Source organism: Cobetia sp. MC34, assembly GCF_018340035.1.
GTDB lineage: Bacteria > Pseudomonadota > Gammaproteobacteria > Pseudomonadales > Halomonadaceae > Cobetia > Cobetia amphilecti.
Window position 1 is genome coordinate 13,599 of sequence record NZ_JADPPY010000014.1, and the last position, 16,241, is coordinate 29,839.

Genomic DNA, 16,241 nt, shown 5'->3' on the forward strand with positions numbered 1-16,241 from the left:
TTTTCAGCGCTCAGTGGGGCTGAGTGATTGGCATCGCCCGCCATGGCGATGCGCAGGAAGGGTGCAAGTCCTGTGTTCGGTCGTGAGCCTCAAGGATTCGCGTTTCTGGCGAGTGGTTGAGCACTCCCGACCCTGGCGTGTCAGGCGTGCCGAAAAGTCGCAGTGGATAACCCGGGTTTCTGTCGGCGCGATCACAGCCCCTCGCACCTCGCGTGATTCGAAGATCGCGGGGCTGCTGTCATTACTACAGAGAAGTAGTTCTGAATAACCAATAACTATTAAGGAAGGCAGTTGCTGTGGATAACCTGTTTTTTCCTATCTTGCTCAATTGCATGTCGATAGGACAGCTCTGGCGATAAGTGGTGGGCAAACTGAGTTCAGCCTGTGCATGGCCATGTGCATAACTGTCGTCTTGTCCACAATGGAAATCTTGTGCGCGGATGCTCCCCAGCCTGTCCCGATGCGGATACTTGAAAAATACCGATGTTGTCCACAGTGCTTTTTGCGGCAGATGTCGTGTGGATAACTCGTGGCTTGGCCTATACAATGGCCGCCCCTTCGACAACTGGATGTGAGGTCGCGTGTCGCTCGCACTTTGGCAACAATGTCTTGACGCCCTGCAAGACGAGCTGAATTCACAGCAGTTCAATACCTGGGTTCGTCCCCTGCAGGCTGAGGAAGGCGACAGCGGAGAGCTGTGCCTGCTCGCCCCCAACCGCTTCGTGCGTGATTGGGTCAATGACAAGTACCTCAAACGAATTCACGAGCTGCTGCGTGAGCTGGCACCGGGCAAGCCGCCCAAGGTCGAGCTGAGCGTCGGTAGCCGCCGGACCGTCTCGAACCCGCGTCCAGAAGGCGCGGCTGCGTCGCCGGTATCTGCCCAGGCGCAAGCGCCGGGCCAGATGCCGAGCCCGCGTGCCCCTTCCGTGCATACGCCACCGCGGGGCAATTTCGCGGAAGAGCGTGAGATGGCCGGCGATGGCGCCCGGGAACAGGCACCGCGTCGCAACACGCGCCAGGTGCAGGTAGAAGGTAGCCTCAAGCATTCCAGTGGGCTGAATCCGAACTTCACCTTCGAAACCTTTGTCGAAGGCAAGTCCAACCAGCTGGCTCGCGCGGCTTCGCGTCAGGTCTCCGAGAATCCCGGCGGCGCCTACAACCCGCTGTTCCTGTATGGCGGCGTGGGTCTGGGCAAGACCCACCTGATGCACGCGGTGGGCAATCATCTGGCCAAGCAGGGCGGCGAGAATGCCAAGGTGGTCTACCTGCATTCCGAGCGCTTCGTGGCGGATATGGTCAAGGCACTGCAGCTCAATGCCATCAATGACTTCAAGCGTTTCTACCGTTCGGTGGATGCGCTGCTGATCGATGACATCCAGTTCTTCGCTGGCAAGGAGCGCTCCCAGGAGGAGTTCTTCCACACCTTCAATGCGTTGCTCGAGGGTGGTCAGCAGATGATTCTGACCTCGGACCGCTATCCGAAGGAGATCAATGGGGTCGAGGAGCGTCTCAAGTCACGCTTCGGCTGGGGGCTGACCGTCGCCATCGAGCCGCCGGAGCTCGAGACGCGCGTCGCGATCCTGATGAAGAAGGCCGATCAGGCCAAGGTCGATCTGCCTCACGATGCCGCCTTCTTCATCGCGCAGAAGATCCGCTCCAACGTGCGCGAGCTCGAGGGGGCCTTGAAGAAGGTCATCGCCGACTCCCACTTCATGGGGCGCGCGATCAATCAGGACTTCATCCGTGAATCCCTGAAGGACCTGCTGGCACTGCAGGACAAGCAGGTGGGTGTGGACAATATCCAGCGTACCGTGGCCGAGTACTACAAGATCAAGATTTCCGATCTTCACTCCAAGCGTCGTTCGCGCTCCGTCGCCCGTCCGCGTCAGGTCGCGATGGCGCTCGCCAAGGAGCTGACCAACCACAGCCTGCCGGAAATCGGCGATGCCTTCGGCGGGCGAGACCACACCACGGTGCTGCATGCCTGTCGCAAGGTGGCCTCGCTGCGAGAAGAGAACGCCGATATCCGCGAGGACTACAAGAATCTGCTGCGTCTGTTGACCAGCTGATCGAATTGCAGCGGCAGGTCGGGTTGGCGACAATCACGCTATCGGCCTGCTGTGCTCCGGGCTTGCCTGTCGCGGCCCCGAATTTCTTTTGCGTGCGCGCTGCCTGTCAGCGAGCATTGCCCCGTTTCCAGAGAGTGGAGTCTCCATGAAATTTGCCATTTCGCGTGAAGCCCTGCTGCGCCCGCTGTCCCTGGTGGCGGGTGTCGTCGAGCGTCGCCAGACACTGCCGGTGCTGTCCAATGTGCTGCTTGAAGTGTCCGATCAGCAGCTGTCGCTGACCGGGACTGACCTTGAGGTCGAGCTGATCGGGCGCGTCGAGCCCAGCCGTGTCGATGAGCCGGGTTCCGCGACGGTGCCGGCGCGCAAGCTGATGGATATCTGCAAGTCACTGCCCGAAGGCAGCGAGATCATTCTCGCGCTGGAAGAAGGGCGTGCCATTCTGCGCAGCGGCCGTTCACGCTTCACCCTGTCGACCTTGCCGGTGGCCGAGTTCCCGAACATCGATGATGGTCAGGGCGATATCACCGTCAGCCTGCCGCGCGGCACCCTCAAGCATCTGATCGACGCGACCTCCTTCGCGATGGCGCAACAGGATGTCCGGTATTACCTCAACGGCATGCTGCTGGAGCTGACCAGCAATCTGGTGCGTACCGTGGCGACCGATGGTCACCGCCTGGCCGTCTGTGAGCAGGCCGCTGACATCAGCGTGCCGGAAGCGCAGAAGCTGATCATCCCGCGCAAGGGTATCCTTGAGCTGACGCGCCTGCTCGATGGCAGCAATGAGCTGATGACATTGACGGTCAGCGGGACGCACGTGCGTGCCCAGACCGGCGACTTCACCTTCACCTCCAAACTGGTGGACGGCAAGTTCCCGGATTATGAGCGTGTTGTCCCGCGTGGCGGTGACAAGGTCATCGTGGCCGAGCGTGCCGAGCTGCGTCAGGTACTGTCGCGCACCGCGATCCTCTCCAACGAGAAGTACCGTGGCGTGCGCCTCTATCTGGAGGCCGGCAACCTGCGTGTGCTGGCCAACAACCCCGAGCAGGAAGAGGCCGAAGAGAATATTGCCCTTGATTATCAAGGGGCTGGCCTCGAGATCGGCTTCAACGTCGGTTACCTGATCGATGTGCTGGGAGTGCTGGATGCCGATCGTGTGCAGCTGACGCTTTCCGATGCCAACAGCTCAGCGCTGCTGGAAGAGCCGGGTGGTGGCGATGCACGTTACGTAGTGATGCCGATGCGCCTGTAATATCGTAATTTCTATTTAAATCAGTATCTTGAATCGTAATTGTGACGCAGTTGACGCGCGCAATCGCAGAATGAGCCTCGACAACACCCGCCATTTTCACTCCTGAATGGCGGGTGTTGTCGTATTTGAGCCCCGAAGGCGGCCATGGCTCTTTTTCTCTATCGAATGAGGCCGTCATGGCGCTTGAACGACTCCAATTCCAGAATCTGCGCAACCTGGCGACAGTCGATATGGCGCCGGGAAAAGGGGTGAATCTGGTCAGTGGTGCCAATGGCAGTGGCAAGTCGAGCCTGCTGGAAGGTATCCATGTGCTGGGGCTGGCGCGCTCTTTCCGCACGCACAAGCTCAAGCATGCCATTGCGCATGACACGGCGGGAATGACGCTGTTTGGCCGCCTGGCAGGCGATCCGCCGCGCCCCCTGGGGGTAAGGCGTGATCAGGCGGCAGATGGGCTGGAGATGCGGCTGGATGGCGAGAAGGTAGAGCGAGTCGCCCAACTGGCTCAGGCCTTGCCGTTGCAGCTGATCAATCCGGATGCCTTCCGGTTGCTGGAGGGGTCGCCCTCTGCCCGACGTGAGTTCCTCGATTGGGGTGTGTTTCACGTGAAACACGACTTCTTCGACGTCTGGCGCCGCGTGCGTCGGGCGCTCAAACATCGGAACGCACTGCTCAGGCATGGTAAGATGGACGTTCAGGCACTTAACGTCTGGGATCGAGAGTTTGCTCACTGGAGCGAGCGTCTTGATGCCCTGCGCATGGAATATATGCAGGCGCTGGCGCCTCTGTTTCAAGCCACGCTTGCCGAGCTGATTGATTTACCCGAGCTGACTCTGCGCTATCAGCGCGGTTGGGATGCCAAGCGCCCTCTGGGCGACGTGCTGGCAGCAGGGCGCGACAGTGATAGCCATATGGGCTTTACCCAGACTGGCCCACAACGCGCCGACTTGCGTATTCGCCTGGGGCGACGCCCTGCAGTCGAGGTGTTGTCTCGCGGCCAGCAGAAGCTGGTGGTCAGCGCTCTCAAGCTGGCTCAGGGTCGCTTGCTCGAAGAAATGAACGGACGTACCTGTGTCTACCTGATCGACGATCTGCCGGCGGAACTGGATGGCGAGCATCGCCGTCTGTTCTGCCAGCTGTTGGCAGGCCTCGAGTGCCAGGTCTTCGTGACCTGCGTCGAACCCGAAACATTGGATCGGGTATGGTTGCCGAACACTGATGTCAGGATGTTTCACGTGGAACACGGGCGACTGCACACGGAATGATTTCACGACGGAGAAGCCAATGAGCGAACAGGCTTACGACTCATCAAGCATCAAGGTCCTCAAGGGCCTGGATGCCGTACGCAAGCGCCCCGGCATGTATATCGGTGATACCGATGACGGCACGGGGCTGCATCATATGGTGTTCGAGCTGGTGGATAACTCCATCGACGAGGCGCTGGCCGGTCACTGTAGCGAAGTCCGGGTCGTTATTCATGCCGACGAGTCAGTTTCCGTCAGCGACAACGGTCGTGGTGTGCCGACCGAGATCCATGAAGAGGAAGGCGTCAGCGCAGCGGAAGTCATCATGACCGTGCTACACGCTGGCGGTAAGTTCGATGACAACTCCTACAAGGTCTCCGGCGGTCTGCACGGTGTGGGTGTCTCGGTCGTCAACGCGCTATCCGAAGAGCTCAAGCTGACCATCTGGCGTCAGGGCAATGTCCACGAGCAGATCTATCGCCATGGCGAGCCGCAGTCGCCGCTGGGCATCGTGGGCCAGACCGAGAAGACCGGTACCCTGGTACGCTTCAAGCCTTCCCCGCTGACCTTTGCCAATATCGAATTCCACTACGAGATTCTGGCCAAGCGTCTGCGCGAGCTGTCCTTCCTGAACTCCGGTGTCGCCATCCGTCTGATTGACGAGCGCAGCGGCAAGGAAGAGCTGTTCCATTACGAAGGTGGCCTCAAGGCGTTTGTTGACCATATCAACACCAACAAGGCGCCCTTGAATCCGGTGTTCCATTTCGAGATGGAGCGCGAGGATGGCATTGCCGTCGAAGTGGCGATGCAGTGGAATGAAGGCTTCGCCGAGAATATCTTCTGCTACACCAACAATATTCCTCAGCGCGATGGCGGGACGCACCTGGCCGGCTTCCGTGCGGCACTGACGCGTACGCTCAATAGCTATATTGAGGCGGAAGGTCTGCTCAAGAAATCCAAGGTCGGTACGACCGGGGATGATGCCCGTGAAGGCCTGACCGCGATCATCTCGGTCAAGGTACCTGACCCGAAGTTCTCTTCGCAGACCAAGGACAAGCTGGTCTCTTCCGAGGTCAAGACAGCCGTCGAGCAGGAAATGGGCCGTCTGTTCTCCGAGTATCTGATCGAGAAGCCCAACGAAGCCAAGGGCATCGTCAACAAGATGCTGGATGCGGCGCGGGCGCGTGAAGCTGCGCGCAAGGCGCGTGATATGACGCGTCGCAAGGGCGCCCTGGATATCGCAGGCCTGCCGGGCAAGCTGGCTGACTGTCAGGAGAAGGACCCGAGCCTCTCCGAACTGTACCTGGTCGAGGGTGATTCCGCTGGTGGCTCCGCCAAGCAGGGGCGTGATCGTCGTACCCAGGCGATCCTGCCGCTGAAGGGCAAGATCCTCAACGTCGAGAAGGCGCGCTTCGACAAGATGCTGTCGTCTGCCGAGGTTGGCACGCTGATCACCGCGCTGGGTTGCGGTATCGGTCGTGAAGAGTTCAACCCCGACAAGCTGCGCTATCACTCCGTCATCATCATGACGGATGCCGACGTCGATGGGTCGCACATCCGTACGTTGCTGCTGACCTTCTTCTTCCGTCAGATGCCGGAGCTGATCGAGCGCGGTCATATCTTCATTGCCCAGCCGCCGCTCTACAAGATCAAGCGTGGCAAGCATGAGCAGTATCTGAAGGACGAGCAGGCGCTGCAGGACTATCTGACCGCCACGGCGCTGGACGGCGGCAAGCTGCACGTCAACGCCGATGCCCCGGGCATCGCCGGCGCTCAGCTGGAAGCGCTGGTCAACCAGTATCGTGGCGTGATGAAGCGCATCGATCGTCTGGCGCGTGTCTATCCGTCTGCCGTGCTGCGCAAGATCGTGCACGCTCCGCATCTGGATGAGGCCGCTCTCGCGGACCAGTCTCAGGTGCAAGGCTGGATCGATGGTCTCCAGAAGGAAATGGATGACCTGATTGCCTATGAGGGTGGCCCGCACTACAGCTTCACTCTCAGCCACGACGGCGAACGCAATCTCTATCTCCCGGCGGTGACGCTGACGGCACATGGTGTCAGCAGCGATTACCTGTGGGATGTCGACTTCTTCAAGTCCGCCGACTACCGCGAGATGAGTGAGCTGGGCAACATGCTGGAAGGCCTGCTGGAAGCTGGCAGCTACGTCTCGCGCGGTGAGCGCAAGAAGGAAGTCGTCACCTTCTACGAAGCCCTCGACTGGCTGATGAAGGAAGCGGCACGTGGCTTCAGCATCCAGCGCTACAAGGGGCTGGGCGAGATGAACCCGGATCAGCTGTGGGAAACCACCATGGATCCTGAGTCCCGTCGCATGCTGCGTGTGACCGTTGAGGATGCGATCGGTGCCGATCAGATGTTCAATACCCTGATGGGTGATGAAGTCGAACCGCGCCGTGACTTCATCGAGCGCTTCGCGCTGGTGGCCAACCTCGACGTCTGATGGCGTTGAGCTAGCGCTTGGCGGATGTCTTGCCAAGCCGGGCTAGAAAAACGGCCCCTGATCTTCGATCAGGGGCCGTTTTTGCATGTGCGTGTTGCCGCAGTCTAGAGCAAGGATAACCGCGAGGGGCAGGGCTCGGTCACGGCCGAGCGTGTCGTCTCAGCCGGGCGTGCCGCCCTGATCGGTGCGTTGCTTGGTCAGCCAGGCGGTGATTCGCTCTGCCGTGATGGAGGACGTCGCAAGCCCCAGGTGATCAATTGTCTCGAGGACTTCCACCTGCGCCGCGGGGTGGTGGGGTTGCAGACATTGAGCAAGGCGCTCGGCATGAAACGCCTCGTCATGCTCGCCGATCAGCGCCAGCACTGGCAGCTGATGATGGGCGAGCGCCTTGAGGTCACCCTGATAGTCGCGAGGATTGAGGCCCGTCATCAAGCGCCACGAGTAGGCGTCGGTGGTATGTGCATCGCGGTACTCTGGCGGGATATTGAAGCCAAGGACCTCAATATGATCCAGGCGATGGATGCCGAGCCGATTCAGCAGCGCGCAGGCCAGCATTCGCGCGATGCGTGGCTGTGCCCAGCGTGAATCACGTCGCATGTTGGGCGCGAGATGATGCAGGTACGGTGCCAGCAGTATGACGCCGTGCAGCGGAATGTTGGCACGCTGGCGCTGACAGACAGCGGCCGAGAAGCGCAGTGCCAGGCCGCCTCCGGCAGAGTGGCCAGCGACAATGACTCTGGCATCGGCTGGGAGCTCGAGCGACAGGATCAGGTCCTCGAGATCTTCCTCGAGCTGAAGCAGGTGGTCGATGTCGCCACGTCGCTGCGGGGCTGGGCCGTGGCCGCGCAAGTCCGGCGTATGCACATGATGACCGGCCTCAGCCAGGCGCGTTGCCAGCGATGCGAGATAACGGCTGTCAGCGCTGGAGCCATGCAGCAGGATGAGGTGTGAGCGGCCCCCTGACATGCCTGCTGCGGGATAATGGCGACAGCCCAGGCTGCTGTCATCGCGGCAGCGGTAGGGGACGAGTTCATTCGGCGCTGACCACGCTTCCTTGTCTGCCAGGAAGGTCGTGAAATCAAAGGCATGGCTGCTGGAATCTGGCATTGGCTACACTCGCTCGGATGTCACGTCATGAAAAAAGCCCGCTATCTGATCCGGTCAGATAGCGGGCTTTTTCGTTCAAGTGCTCGGCGCACTCGACAGGCTGATCAAGCCCGGTGCCTCAAGGCTCGATGTCTCAAGGCTTGCTGCCTCAAGACTCAGTGCGCCTGATTGAGGAAGCCTTCATCCAGCTTCAGCTCGTCATTGCGGTTGACGCCGATATCGCGGGACAGGATGTTGCTGGCGATCTGCTTGGCTTCTTCCAGAGAGTGCATCTGTGCGGTGCCGCACTGATAGACGTTGAGCTCCGGAATCTCTTCCTGACGCGCCACGTTGAGCACGTCCTGCATGGCAGCAGACCAGGCTGCGGCAACGCGAGCTTCTTCCGGTTCACCGATCAGGCTCATGTAGAAGCCGGTACGGCAACCCATCGGTGAGATATCGATGATCTCGACGTCATCACCGTTGAGGTGCTCGCGCATGAAGCCGGCGAACAGGTGCTCGAGGGTGTGAATGCCTTTCTCGGAGAGAATCTCTTCATTCGGCACGCAGAAGCGCAGGTCGAAGACGGTGATGTTGTCGCCTTTCGGGGTGCCCATCTTCTTGGCCACGCGCACGGCAGGCGCCTTCATGATGGTGTGATCGACAGTGAAGCTATCCAGCAGTGGCATGTGAAGCCTCCAGCATGAGGAAGTGAGACAGGCAGGCAGTCGCCCACCCGGATTCATGTCTGAAGGGTAGCATATCGCCGCTACTGATTAGAGAGGCAAGCGCGCCGTGCGCAGGGTTCTCGCTGGGCAGGCGCGCCTCACAGATAGCTTTCGGCAGCGGCTTCACAGCTCACGCAGCGGCGCTGGGACTTTCCCGGCTCACCATCCGATATGGGGTGATTGAGCTCACCATCGAGCAGGCGGTTGGTGAAGTCGGCCAGGTTGGCCACTACCAGCACGTCCTTGAGCCCCTCGCCATCTGCCAGCGTCTTCTGGCCCTTGCCGGTCATCACCAGCGCGGCGCGACAGCCGGCCTTCTGGCCCGCGATGAGGTCACGCAGGCTGTCACCCAGCATCCAGGCACCTTCGAAGTCGGGAATCTTCAGGGCATCCTGGATCTGGTGGAGCAGACCGGGTTCGGGCTTGCGGCAATCGCAGCCGTCGTCCGGGCCATGCGGGCAGTAGGCAATGTGAGCGATATCGCCACCGGCTTCCTTCACCAGTTGCATCATCTTGGTGTGCATCTGGTCGAGTTCGCGGTGGCCGAAATGGCCTCGGGCGATGCCGGACTGATTGGTCGCCACGGCCACGGTATAGCCTGCGCGGGTCAGACGGGCAATGGCCTGGATGGAAGTGGGGTATTCGATCCACTCCTCGGCGTTCTTGACGAAGGCATCGGAGTCTTCATTGATGACACCATCACGGTCGAGCACGATCAGTTTTTGCATGGTCAACTCTTCACTTCAGGGCAGTCAGGGGCGTCAGCCGGGCTGCTTGTCAGGGGTCGCCGCTTTGCCTGGAAAATTGTGAGCCGAGTCACAAGATGACGCTCGCACGTGGGGATGGGCAAATGGCGCCGAGTGGTCGAAGTGCGTGGTGCGACAGGCTGCCGCGCTTTTCGAACACTGTTTCTATACTGGAATACTAGTGCGACCTAGGTAGGGGATCAAGGCAGAAATTGTGACATCGCTGCCGTGTTGCGTGAAATCCTGTCACGCAACACGGCATTTCGGGACCCCGGATGCAAAAGAACCCCGCCGTGGCGGGGTTCTTTTGCAGAGACTGCGATTTACCGATGTCAGGGACAGCGTGGATCGGCAGTTCTTATTGGGTCAGCAGACTGATGTCGGCCACACCCATGAACAGGCCTTGCAGACTGGCCAGCATCGCCAGACGATTGGCGCGCACGGCGGCATCGTCGGCGTTGACCATCACCTGATCGAAGAAGGCATCGACCGGCTCGCGCAGGCTGGCCAGTGCATCGAGGGCCTCCTGGTAGCGCGCCGCGGCGAACAGCGGTGCCACTTCCGCGCCACGTGCCGTCAGGGCGTCTGCCAGAGCCTGCTCGGCCGGCTCGCTCAACAAGCTCGCATCCACCTCGGTGCGACCATCGTGCTCGGCCTTGGCGAGGATGTTGGAGACGCGCTTGTTGGCTGCAGCCAGGGCAGCGGCTTCCGGACGTTCGCCGAAGGCGTGCACGGCACGCAGACGACGTGCGAAGTCCAGCGGATTGCTGATCTTCAGGGTACGCACGGCCAGGTACAGCTCGGCACCCATGCCTTCATCGCTGGCCCAGGCGCGGAAGCGATCGAGCATGTACTCGAGCACGTCCTCGACCAGTCCTTCGGCCTTGGGCAGATCACGATGCTGCTCGGCGCTGACGGTCAGCAGCTCGCGCAGGTCGAGGTCCAGCTCACCCTTGATCAGGATGTTGAGCACCCCGATGGTGGCGCGACGCAGTGCGAACGGGTCCTTGGCGCCGGTTGGACGCTGACCGATGCCGAAGATGCCGGTCAGGGTGTCGAGACGATCGGCCAGGGCAATCGCCATGCCGGCCTTGGTCGTGGGGATCGCATCGCCGGCGAAGCGCGGCAGATACTGTTCTTCCTGCGCGAGGGCGACGGTGGCATCTTCGCCATCGTGACGGGCGTAGTAGTGGCCCATGATGCCCTGCAGTTCCGGGAACTCCAGCACCATCTCGGTGACCAGGTCGGTCTTGGCCAGCTGTGCGGCACGTGCGGCGTGGTCGACATCGGCACCGATGCGTTCCGCGATGTGGCGTGCCACGGCTTCGCTGCGACGGGCCTTCTCGGCCATGCTGCCCAGCTTCTGCTGGAAGACGACGCTCTCGAGCTTCTCGCGACGCGATTCCAGCGTGCTGCGCAGGTCGGTCTCGTAGAAGAAGGCGGCATCGCCCAGACGCGGACGAATCACCTTCTCGTTACCGGAGATGACCTGTTGCGGGTCCTTGCTCTCGATATTGGAGACGGTGATGAAGGCCGGCTTGAGCTTGCCGTCGTTGTCCAGCAGGTGGAAGTACTTCTGGTTGGCCTTCATGGAGGAGATCAGACATTCCGCCGGCACTTCCAGGAAGCGCTCGTCGAAGGTGCCCGTCAGTGCCACCGGCCATTCCACGAGGCCGTTGACCTCGTTGAGCAGGGCTTCCTCGATGACGGCGTTGGCACCATAGACTTCCGCTTCGGCCTGGACCTGTTCGCGGATACGCTCACGGCGCACCTCACGGTTGGCCAGCACGCGGGCATCCTCCAGCGCGTCGAGATAGTCCTCGGCGTGCGCCAGCGTGATGGCCTGCGGCGCATGGAAGCGGTGGCCGAAGGTGGTGCGACCGGAGTCGAGGCCGAGCACGCTGGCCTCGATCACTTCGCTGCCGTAGAGCGCGACCAGCCAATGCACCGGACGCGAGAACTCGATGCGTGAGGCACCCCAGCGCATGTTCTTCGGCACCGGCAGGCGAGCCACGACCTGCTCCAGCATGGTCGGCAGCAGGGCGGAGAGATGCTCGCCCGGCTGGGTGTGACGATAGCCGAGCCAGGTGCCCTTGTCGGTTTCCAGCTCGATCAGATCACTGACTTCGACACCGCAGGAGCGGGCGAAGCCCTGCACCGCACGGGTCGGTTCGCCATCCTTGAAGGCGGCGGCCTTGGCCGGCCCGCGCTTCTCGATCTCGCGGTCCGGCTGGCGCTCGGCCAGGGATTCGATCATCACCGCCAGACGACGCGGTGTGGCGTAGGCGCGTACCTGACCGAAGGCGACTTCGGCGTCGCGCAGGCCATCGGCGAGGCCGTTGGCGAGGCTGTCAGCGAGTGCGTCGATGGCGCCCGGCGGCAGTTCTTCGCAGCCCAGTTCGATCAGCAGGGTATTCACGGAGGCCATGCTTACGCGTCTCCCTCGGTAGTGGTGTCATCGGCGGCGAGCAGCTCATCACGCAGCGCCTGCGGGGCCAGCGGGAAGCCGGCGGCCTTGCGCGAATCGTAATAGGCGTGGGCCACATCACGGGCGAGAGTGCGCACGCGCAGGATGTAGCGCTGACGCTCGGTGACGGAGATGGCGTGACGCGCATCCAGCAGGTTGAAGGTATGTGATGCCTTCAGTACCTGCTCGTAGGCCGGCAGCGGCAGGTTGGCGGTCAGCAGCTTCTGGCACTCGCTCTCGCAGTGATCGAAGGCAGCGAACAGCTCCGGCACGGCAGCGTGCTCGAAGTTGTAGGCCGACTGCTCCTTCTCGTTCTGCAGGAAGACGTCGCCATAGGTCACGACGGAGCCGTCCGGCGCGGTGGTCCAGATCAGGTCGTAGACGCTGTCCACGTCCTGCAGGTACATCGCGATGCGCTCGAGGCCGTAGGTCAGCTCGCCGGTGACCGGGAAGCATTCGATGCCACCTGCCTGCTGGAAGTAGGTGAACTGGGTCACTTCCATGCCGTTGAGCCACATTTCCCAGCCGAGGCCCCAGGCGCCCAGCGTCGGAGATTCCCAGTTGTCCTCGACGAAACGGATGTCGTGGACCAGCGGGTCGATGCCCAGACGCTCCAGCGAGCCCAGATAGAGCTCCTGCAGGTTGGCCGGTGACGGCTTCATCACCACCTGGAACTGATAATAGTGCTGCAGGCGATTGGGGTTTTCGCCGTAGCGGCCGTCGGTGGGACGGCGGGAAGGCTGCACGTAGGCAGCGTTCCAGGTTTCAGGACCGATGGAGCGCAGGAAGGTCGCCGGGTGGAAAGTCCCCGCGCCAACCTCCATATCCAATGGTTGCAGGATGATGCAACCCTGTTCGGCCCAGTATTGCTGCAGGGCCAGAATCAGGCCCTGGAAGGTTTTCACGTCTGGCTGTGTCATTGGTGAAGCCCGTTGGCCCATGAATTCGAGAACTGCCGAGTATACAATCCCCGCTTATCGGGTTATAGGCCGCAGACGAAACCGAGTGCGTGCCATTTCCAAATTCTGATGTGTCGCGTTACTGAACGCGCGCGTTGCCTACAAGCCTCTAGAGGCTCTGGGAGCTCAAATGATCGTCGTTACCGGAGGCGCCGGTTTCATCGGTGCCAATATCGTCAAGGCACTCAATGACCGCGGCCGTACCGATATCCTGGTGGTGGATGACCTGAGTGACGGCACCAAGTTCGTCAATCTGGCGGACCTGACCATCGCCGATTACCTCGACAAGGACGACTTCCTGATTCGCGTCCAGTCGAGCCTGATGGGCGAGTATGCCGAGTTGCCGAAGATCGAGGCGATCTTCCACGAAGGCGCCTGCTCGGACACCACCGAGTGGGACGGCCAGTTCATGCTCGAGAACAACTTCGAGTACTCCAAGGTGCTGCTCAACTTCTGCGAAGCGAACCGGATTCCCTTCCTCTACGCGAGCTCCGCGGCGACCTACGGCGACAGCCAGGTCTTCAAGGAAACGCCGGAGTTCGAAGGTCCGCTCAACGTCTACGGCTACTCCAAGCTGCTGTTCGATCAGCACGTGCGCCAGCGCTGGGACAGCCTGACCACCCAGGTCGTCGGTTTCCGCTATTTCAATGTCTACGGCCCGCGTGAGCAGCACAAGGGCAAGATGGCCAGCGTTGCCTATCACCATCACACCCAGGTGAAGGCGGGCGAGAACCCCAAGCTGTTCGGCGCCTACGATGGCTACGATGCCGGCATGCAGAGCCGTGACTTCGTCTATGTCGGCGATGTGGTCGACGTGAACCTGTGGTTCCTCGATCACCCGGAAGCCTCCGGCATCTTCAATCTGGGTACCGGTCGCGCCGAGCCGTTCAAGGCGATCGCCGAGACCGTCATCGAGTACTACGAGAAGGGCGAGATCGAGTACATCGACTTCCCGGAAAACCTCAAGGGCCGCTACCAGAGCTTCACGCGTGCCGATATCGGCAAGCTGCGCAAGGCCGGCTGCAACGTCGAATTCAAGACCGTTGCCCAGGGCACGCGCGCCTATCTCGAATGGCTGAATCGCTGAGTCCGAGCACGTGGGGACTGAGCGCGTGTGGATTGAGGGTGAGCGCCTGCCTCGCAAGGGCGATGGGGCAGGGCAAGCGCACCCGCAAGGAGGATTGGCCGTGAAGAGGAGCAAGGCATGAGTGAGCGCATTCTGGTGGTCGGGCCCAGCTGGGTCGGCGACATGGTGATGGCGCAGAGCCTGTTCATGACGCTGAAGCAGCGCTCGCCCGGCTGCCGGATCAGTGTGCTGGCGCCCGCCTGGTCGCAGCCGATCATCGAGCGCATGCCCGAGGTCGAGGAGGCACTGGCGTTGCCGGCGGGGCATGGTGACTTCGCCCTCAAGGCGCGCTGGCAGCTCGGGCGTTCGCTGCGAGGGCGCTTCGACCGCGCCATCGTGTTGCCACGCTCGTGGAAGGCAGCGCTGGTGCCGTTCTTCGCGCGCATTCCGGTGCGCGTCGGCTTCACCGGTGAGCAGCGCTACGGTCTGCTCACCGATTGTCGCAAGCTCGACAAGTCGGTGCTCGATCAGACCGTCAAGCGCTTCACGTCGCTGGGCCTGCCCGTTGAGGAGGCCAATCCGCCGGCGGGCATCCCGGAGCCCGCTCTGGTCACTGACAGCGCCAATCAGCTGCGCTTGCGCGGCGAGTTGGGACTGGTGGCGCCGCCGGCGCCCATCATCGGCATGATGCCCGGGGCGGAATATGGCCCGGCCAAGCAGTGGCCGCTGGCGCACTTTCGCGCGCTTGCCGAGTCATTGACTCGCCAGGGGGCCGAGGTGCGTATCTTCGGTGGCCCCAAGGATGTCGCGGCGGGGGAGGAGATCGCCCAGGGGCTTGCGGGCGTTCACAACCTGTGTGGCAAGACGCGGCTGGCGGATGCGGTGGACCTGATCGCCGAGTGTCGGGAAGTGGTCAGCAATGACTCCGGCCTGATGCATGTGGCGGCCGCGTTAGGGGCCCGTATCCAGGGCATCTACGGTTCCTCGTCGCCGCATTACACGCCGCCGCTGACGGCCAATCGCGAGATCCACTGGCTGGCGCTGGAGTGCTCACCCTGCTTCAAGCGCGTCTGCCCGCTGGGGCATACCAATTGTCTGAACCATATTGCTCCCGAGCGATTGTTGACGGCGATCTCGCTGGATGAGGATGCGCGGTGAACCTGCCGAGAAACCGTACGACGGATGATCTGATCCACCCGCGCATGCGCGGGGCCATGCAGCGTGCTCAGCGGATCGAGGCGCTGCGTGCCTGGTGCGAGCACCACCTGATACTGCCGTTCAGTCGTTGCTGGTTGATGCGCTGGAAGCGCCAGCGTGCACGCCATCAGTCCCTTGAGCGCCGTGGCCTGCCGCGTCATGCGCTGGAAGACGTGATGGGGCAGGAGGCGTTGACGGTCTGGGTCAATCCGCGTGAGCTGGTGCGCGACGTCAACTTCGGGCGTGACAAGCGCAACCGGCCTTCCTCCAACGCCTTCATCTGGGATGGCGACTGGGACCTGCGGCGCGGCGCCTTCCGCTTCGGTTCACGCTCGCGGCTGATGCGGGACCTGATCGAGCATGGCGATGACCTGACGGTGACGGAGCGCTATCAGCACTTGAAGGCCTTGCTGGAATCGGGCAAGCCGTGGTCGTCGCCGCGTGATGGGCTGTTGATGGACAGCGAGGAGCAGATTCTCGGCTATCTGCGCTGTTATCGCGGTTATCTGCAGGACATGGCCAGCAATGGCTTTCGTCAGGGGGTCACCAAGGATGAGATGGGCGTCGCGGTGACGCGTGAGGGGCACCTGCTCAAGATCAACCGTGGCCTGCATCGTCTGGCCATGGCGCAACAGGTCGGTGTGCCCAGCGTGCCCGTCGTCATCAAGGCGGTACATCGTGAGTTCTGGGACAGGGTGACCGCCGGTGCCGAAGGCGATGAGGCCCTGCAGCGGCTGCAGGCTGCGCTGCGTGAGTGTCGCCCTGAAAGCGAACCAGGCCCGCTGGATCCCCGGACATATCCCGTGTTGGGTGTGGACGAGGGCTGGCCGGATCTGCGCGGCCTGGAGGACGTTGATTCGCGCGCCTGAGCTGCTGACCTGCTGTTTGGAAAAACGAAAAAGCCCTGTTTCATTGTGATGTTTCACATGAAACAGGGCTTTTTTCGTTCTTTAGCCGAGCGATAGGTACCTGGAC

At 61.7% G+C, this 16,241-nt stretch carries 12 protein-coding genes; 7 read left to right on the forward strand and 5 right to left on the reverse strand.

All coding sequences use genetic code 11. The features are described 5' to 3' along the window. Positions 1-581: 581 nt before the first annotated feature. The 4 genes from dnaA to gyrB all read left to right on the forward strand — a co-directional run bounded on the left by dnaA (position 582) and on the right by gyrB (position 7,017). Entirely contained in the window at positions 582-2,069 is a 1,488-nt protein-coding gene (gene dnaA, locus IZU87_RS09450; protein WP_043331654.1) for a chromosomal replication initiator protein DnaA, read from the forward strand. A 145-nt stretch (positions 2,070-2,214) separates the two neighbouring features. Next, positions 2,215-3,318 (forward strand): DNA polymerase III subunit beta, encoded by a 1,104-nt coding sequence (gene dnaN / locus IZU87_RS09455; RefSeq protein ID WP_043331653.1) that lies wholly within the window; start codon positions 2,215-2,217, stop codon positions 3,316-3,318. Between the two features lie 176 nt (positions 3,319-3,494). After that, positions 3,495-4,580, forward strand: a complete 1,086-nt coding sequence (recF, locus tag IZU87_RS09460) for a DNA replication/repair protein RecF (protein ID WP_153636738.1) — start codon at positions 3,495-3,497, stop codon at positions 4,578-4,580. Positions 4,581-4,599: 19 nt separating this feature from the next. Beyond that, complete coding sequence (gyrB, locus tag IZU87_RS09465; protein WP_153634997.1) at positions 4,600-7,017, forward strand: DNA topoisomerase (ATP-hydrolyzing) subunit B; 2,418 nt, start codon at positions 4,600-4,602, stop codon at positions 7,015-7,017. Between the two features lie 159 nt (positions 7,018-7,176). Here the strand turns inward: gyrB and IZU87_RS09470 are convergent, their stop codons facing one another. The 5 genes from IZU87_RS09470 to glyQ all read right to left on the reverse strand — a co-directional run bounded on the left by IZU87_RS09470 (position 7,177) and on the right by glyQ (position 12,964). Further along, positions 7,177-8,124, reverse strand: a complete 948-nt coding sequence (locus IZU87_RS09470) for an alpha/beta hydrolase (RefSeq protein ID WP_213114349.1) — start codon at positions 8,122-8,124, stop codon at positions 7,177-7,179. 155 nt (positions 8,125-8,279) lie between these two features. After that, positions 8,280-8,792, reverse strand: a complete 513-nt coding sequence (gene luxS, locus IZU87_RS09475) for an S-ribosylhomocysteine lyase (protein WP_043331647.1) — start codon at positions 8,790-8,792, stop codon at positions 8,280-8,282. 137 nt (positions 8,793-8,929) lie between these two features. Further along, on the reverse strand, positions 8,930-9,559 hold the full coding sequence (gene gmhB, locus IZU87_RS09480; RefSeq protein WP_213114350.1) for a D-glycero-beta-D-manno-heptose 1,7-bisphosphate 7-phosphatase: 630 nt from the start codon (positions 9,557-9,559) through the stop codon (positions 8,930-8,932). Positions 9,560-9,935: 376 nt separating this feature from the next. Then, on the reverse strand, positions 9,936-12,005 hold the full coding sequence (glyS, locus tag IZU87_RS09485; RefSeq protein ID WP_213114351.1) for a glycine--tRNA ligase subunit beta: 2,070 nt from the start codon (positions 12,003-12,005) through the stop codon (positions 9,936-9,938). A gap of 2 nt (positions 12,006-12,007) precedes the next feature. Next, the gene (gene glyQ / locus IZU87_RS09490; RefSeq protein ID WP_107335756.1) at positions 12,008-12,964 is read right to left on the reverse strand and encodes a glycine--tRNA ligase subunit alpha; all 957 of its coding nucleotides are present in this window, start codon (positions 12,962-12,964) and stop codon (positions 12,008-12,010) included. 169 nt (positions 12,965-13,133) lie between these two features. On the opposite strand from glyQ, the gene rfaD reads away from it, so the two are divergent. From rfaD to IZU87_RS09505, 3 genes are all read left to right on the forward strand, one after another. After that, positions 13,134-14,090, forward strand: coding sequence for an ADP-glyceromanno-heptose 6-epimerase (gene rfaD, locus IZU87_RS09495; RefSeq protein WP_131431083.1), 957 nt, complete (start codon positions 13,134-13,136; stop codon positions 14,088-14,090). Between the two features lie 117 nt (positions 14,091-14,207). Next, on the forward strand, positions 14,208-15,227 hold the full coding sequence (waaF, locus tag IZU87_RS09500) for a lipopolysaccharide heptosyltransferase II (RefSeq protein ID WP_213114352.1): 1,020 nt from the start codon (positions 14,208-14,210) through the stop codon (positions 15,225-15,227). Next, positions 15,224-16,135, forward strand: a complete 912-nt coding sequence (locus IZU87_RS09505) for a hypothetical protein (protein WP_213114353.1) — start codon at positions 15,224-15,226, stop codon at positions 16,133-16,135. The genes waaF and IZU87_RS09505 overlap by 4 nt, the downstream gene beginning before the upstream one ends. Positions 16,136-16,241 lie beyond the last annotated feature (106 nt).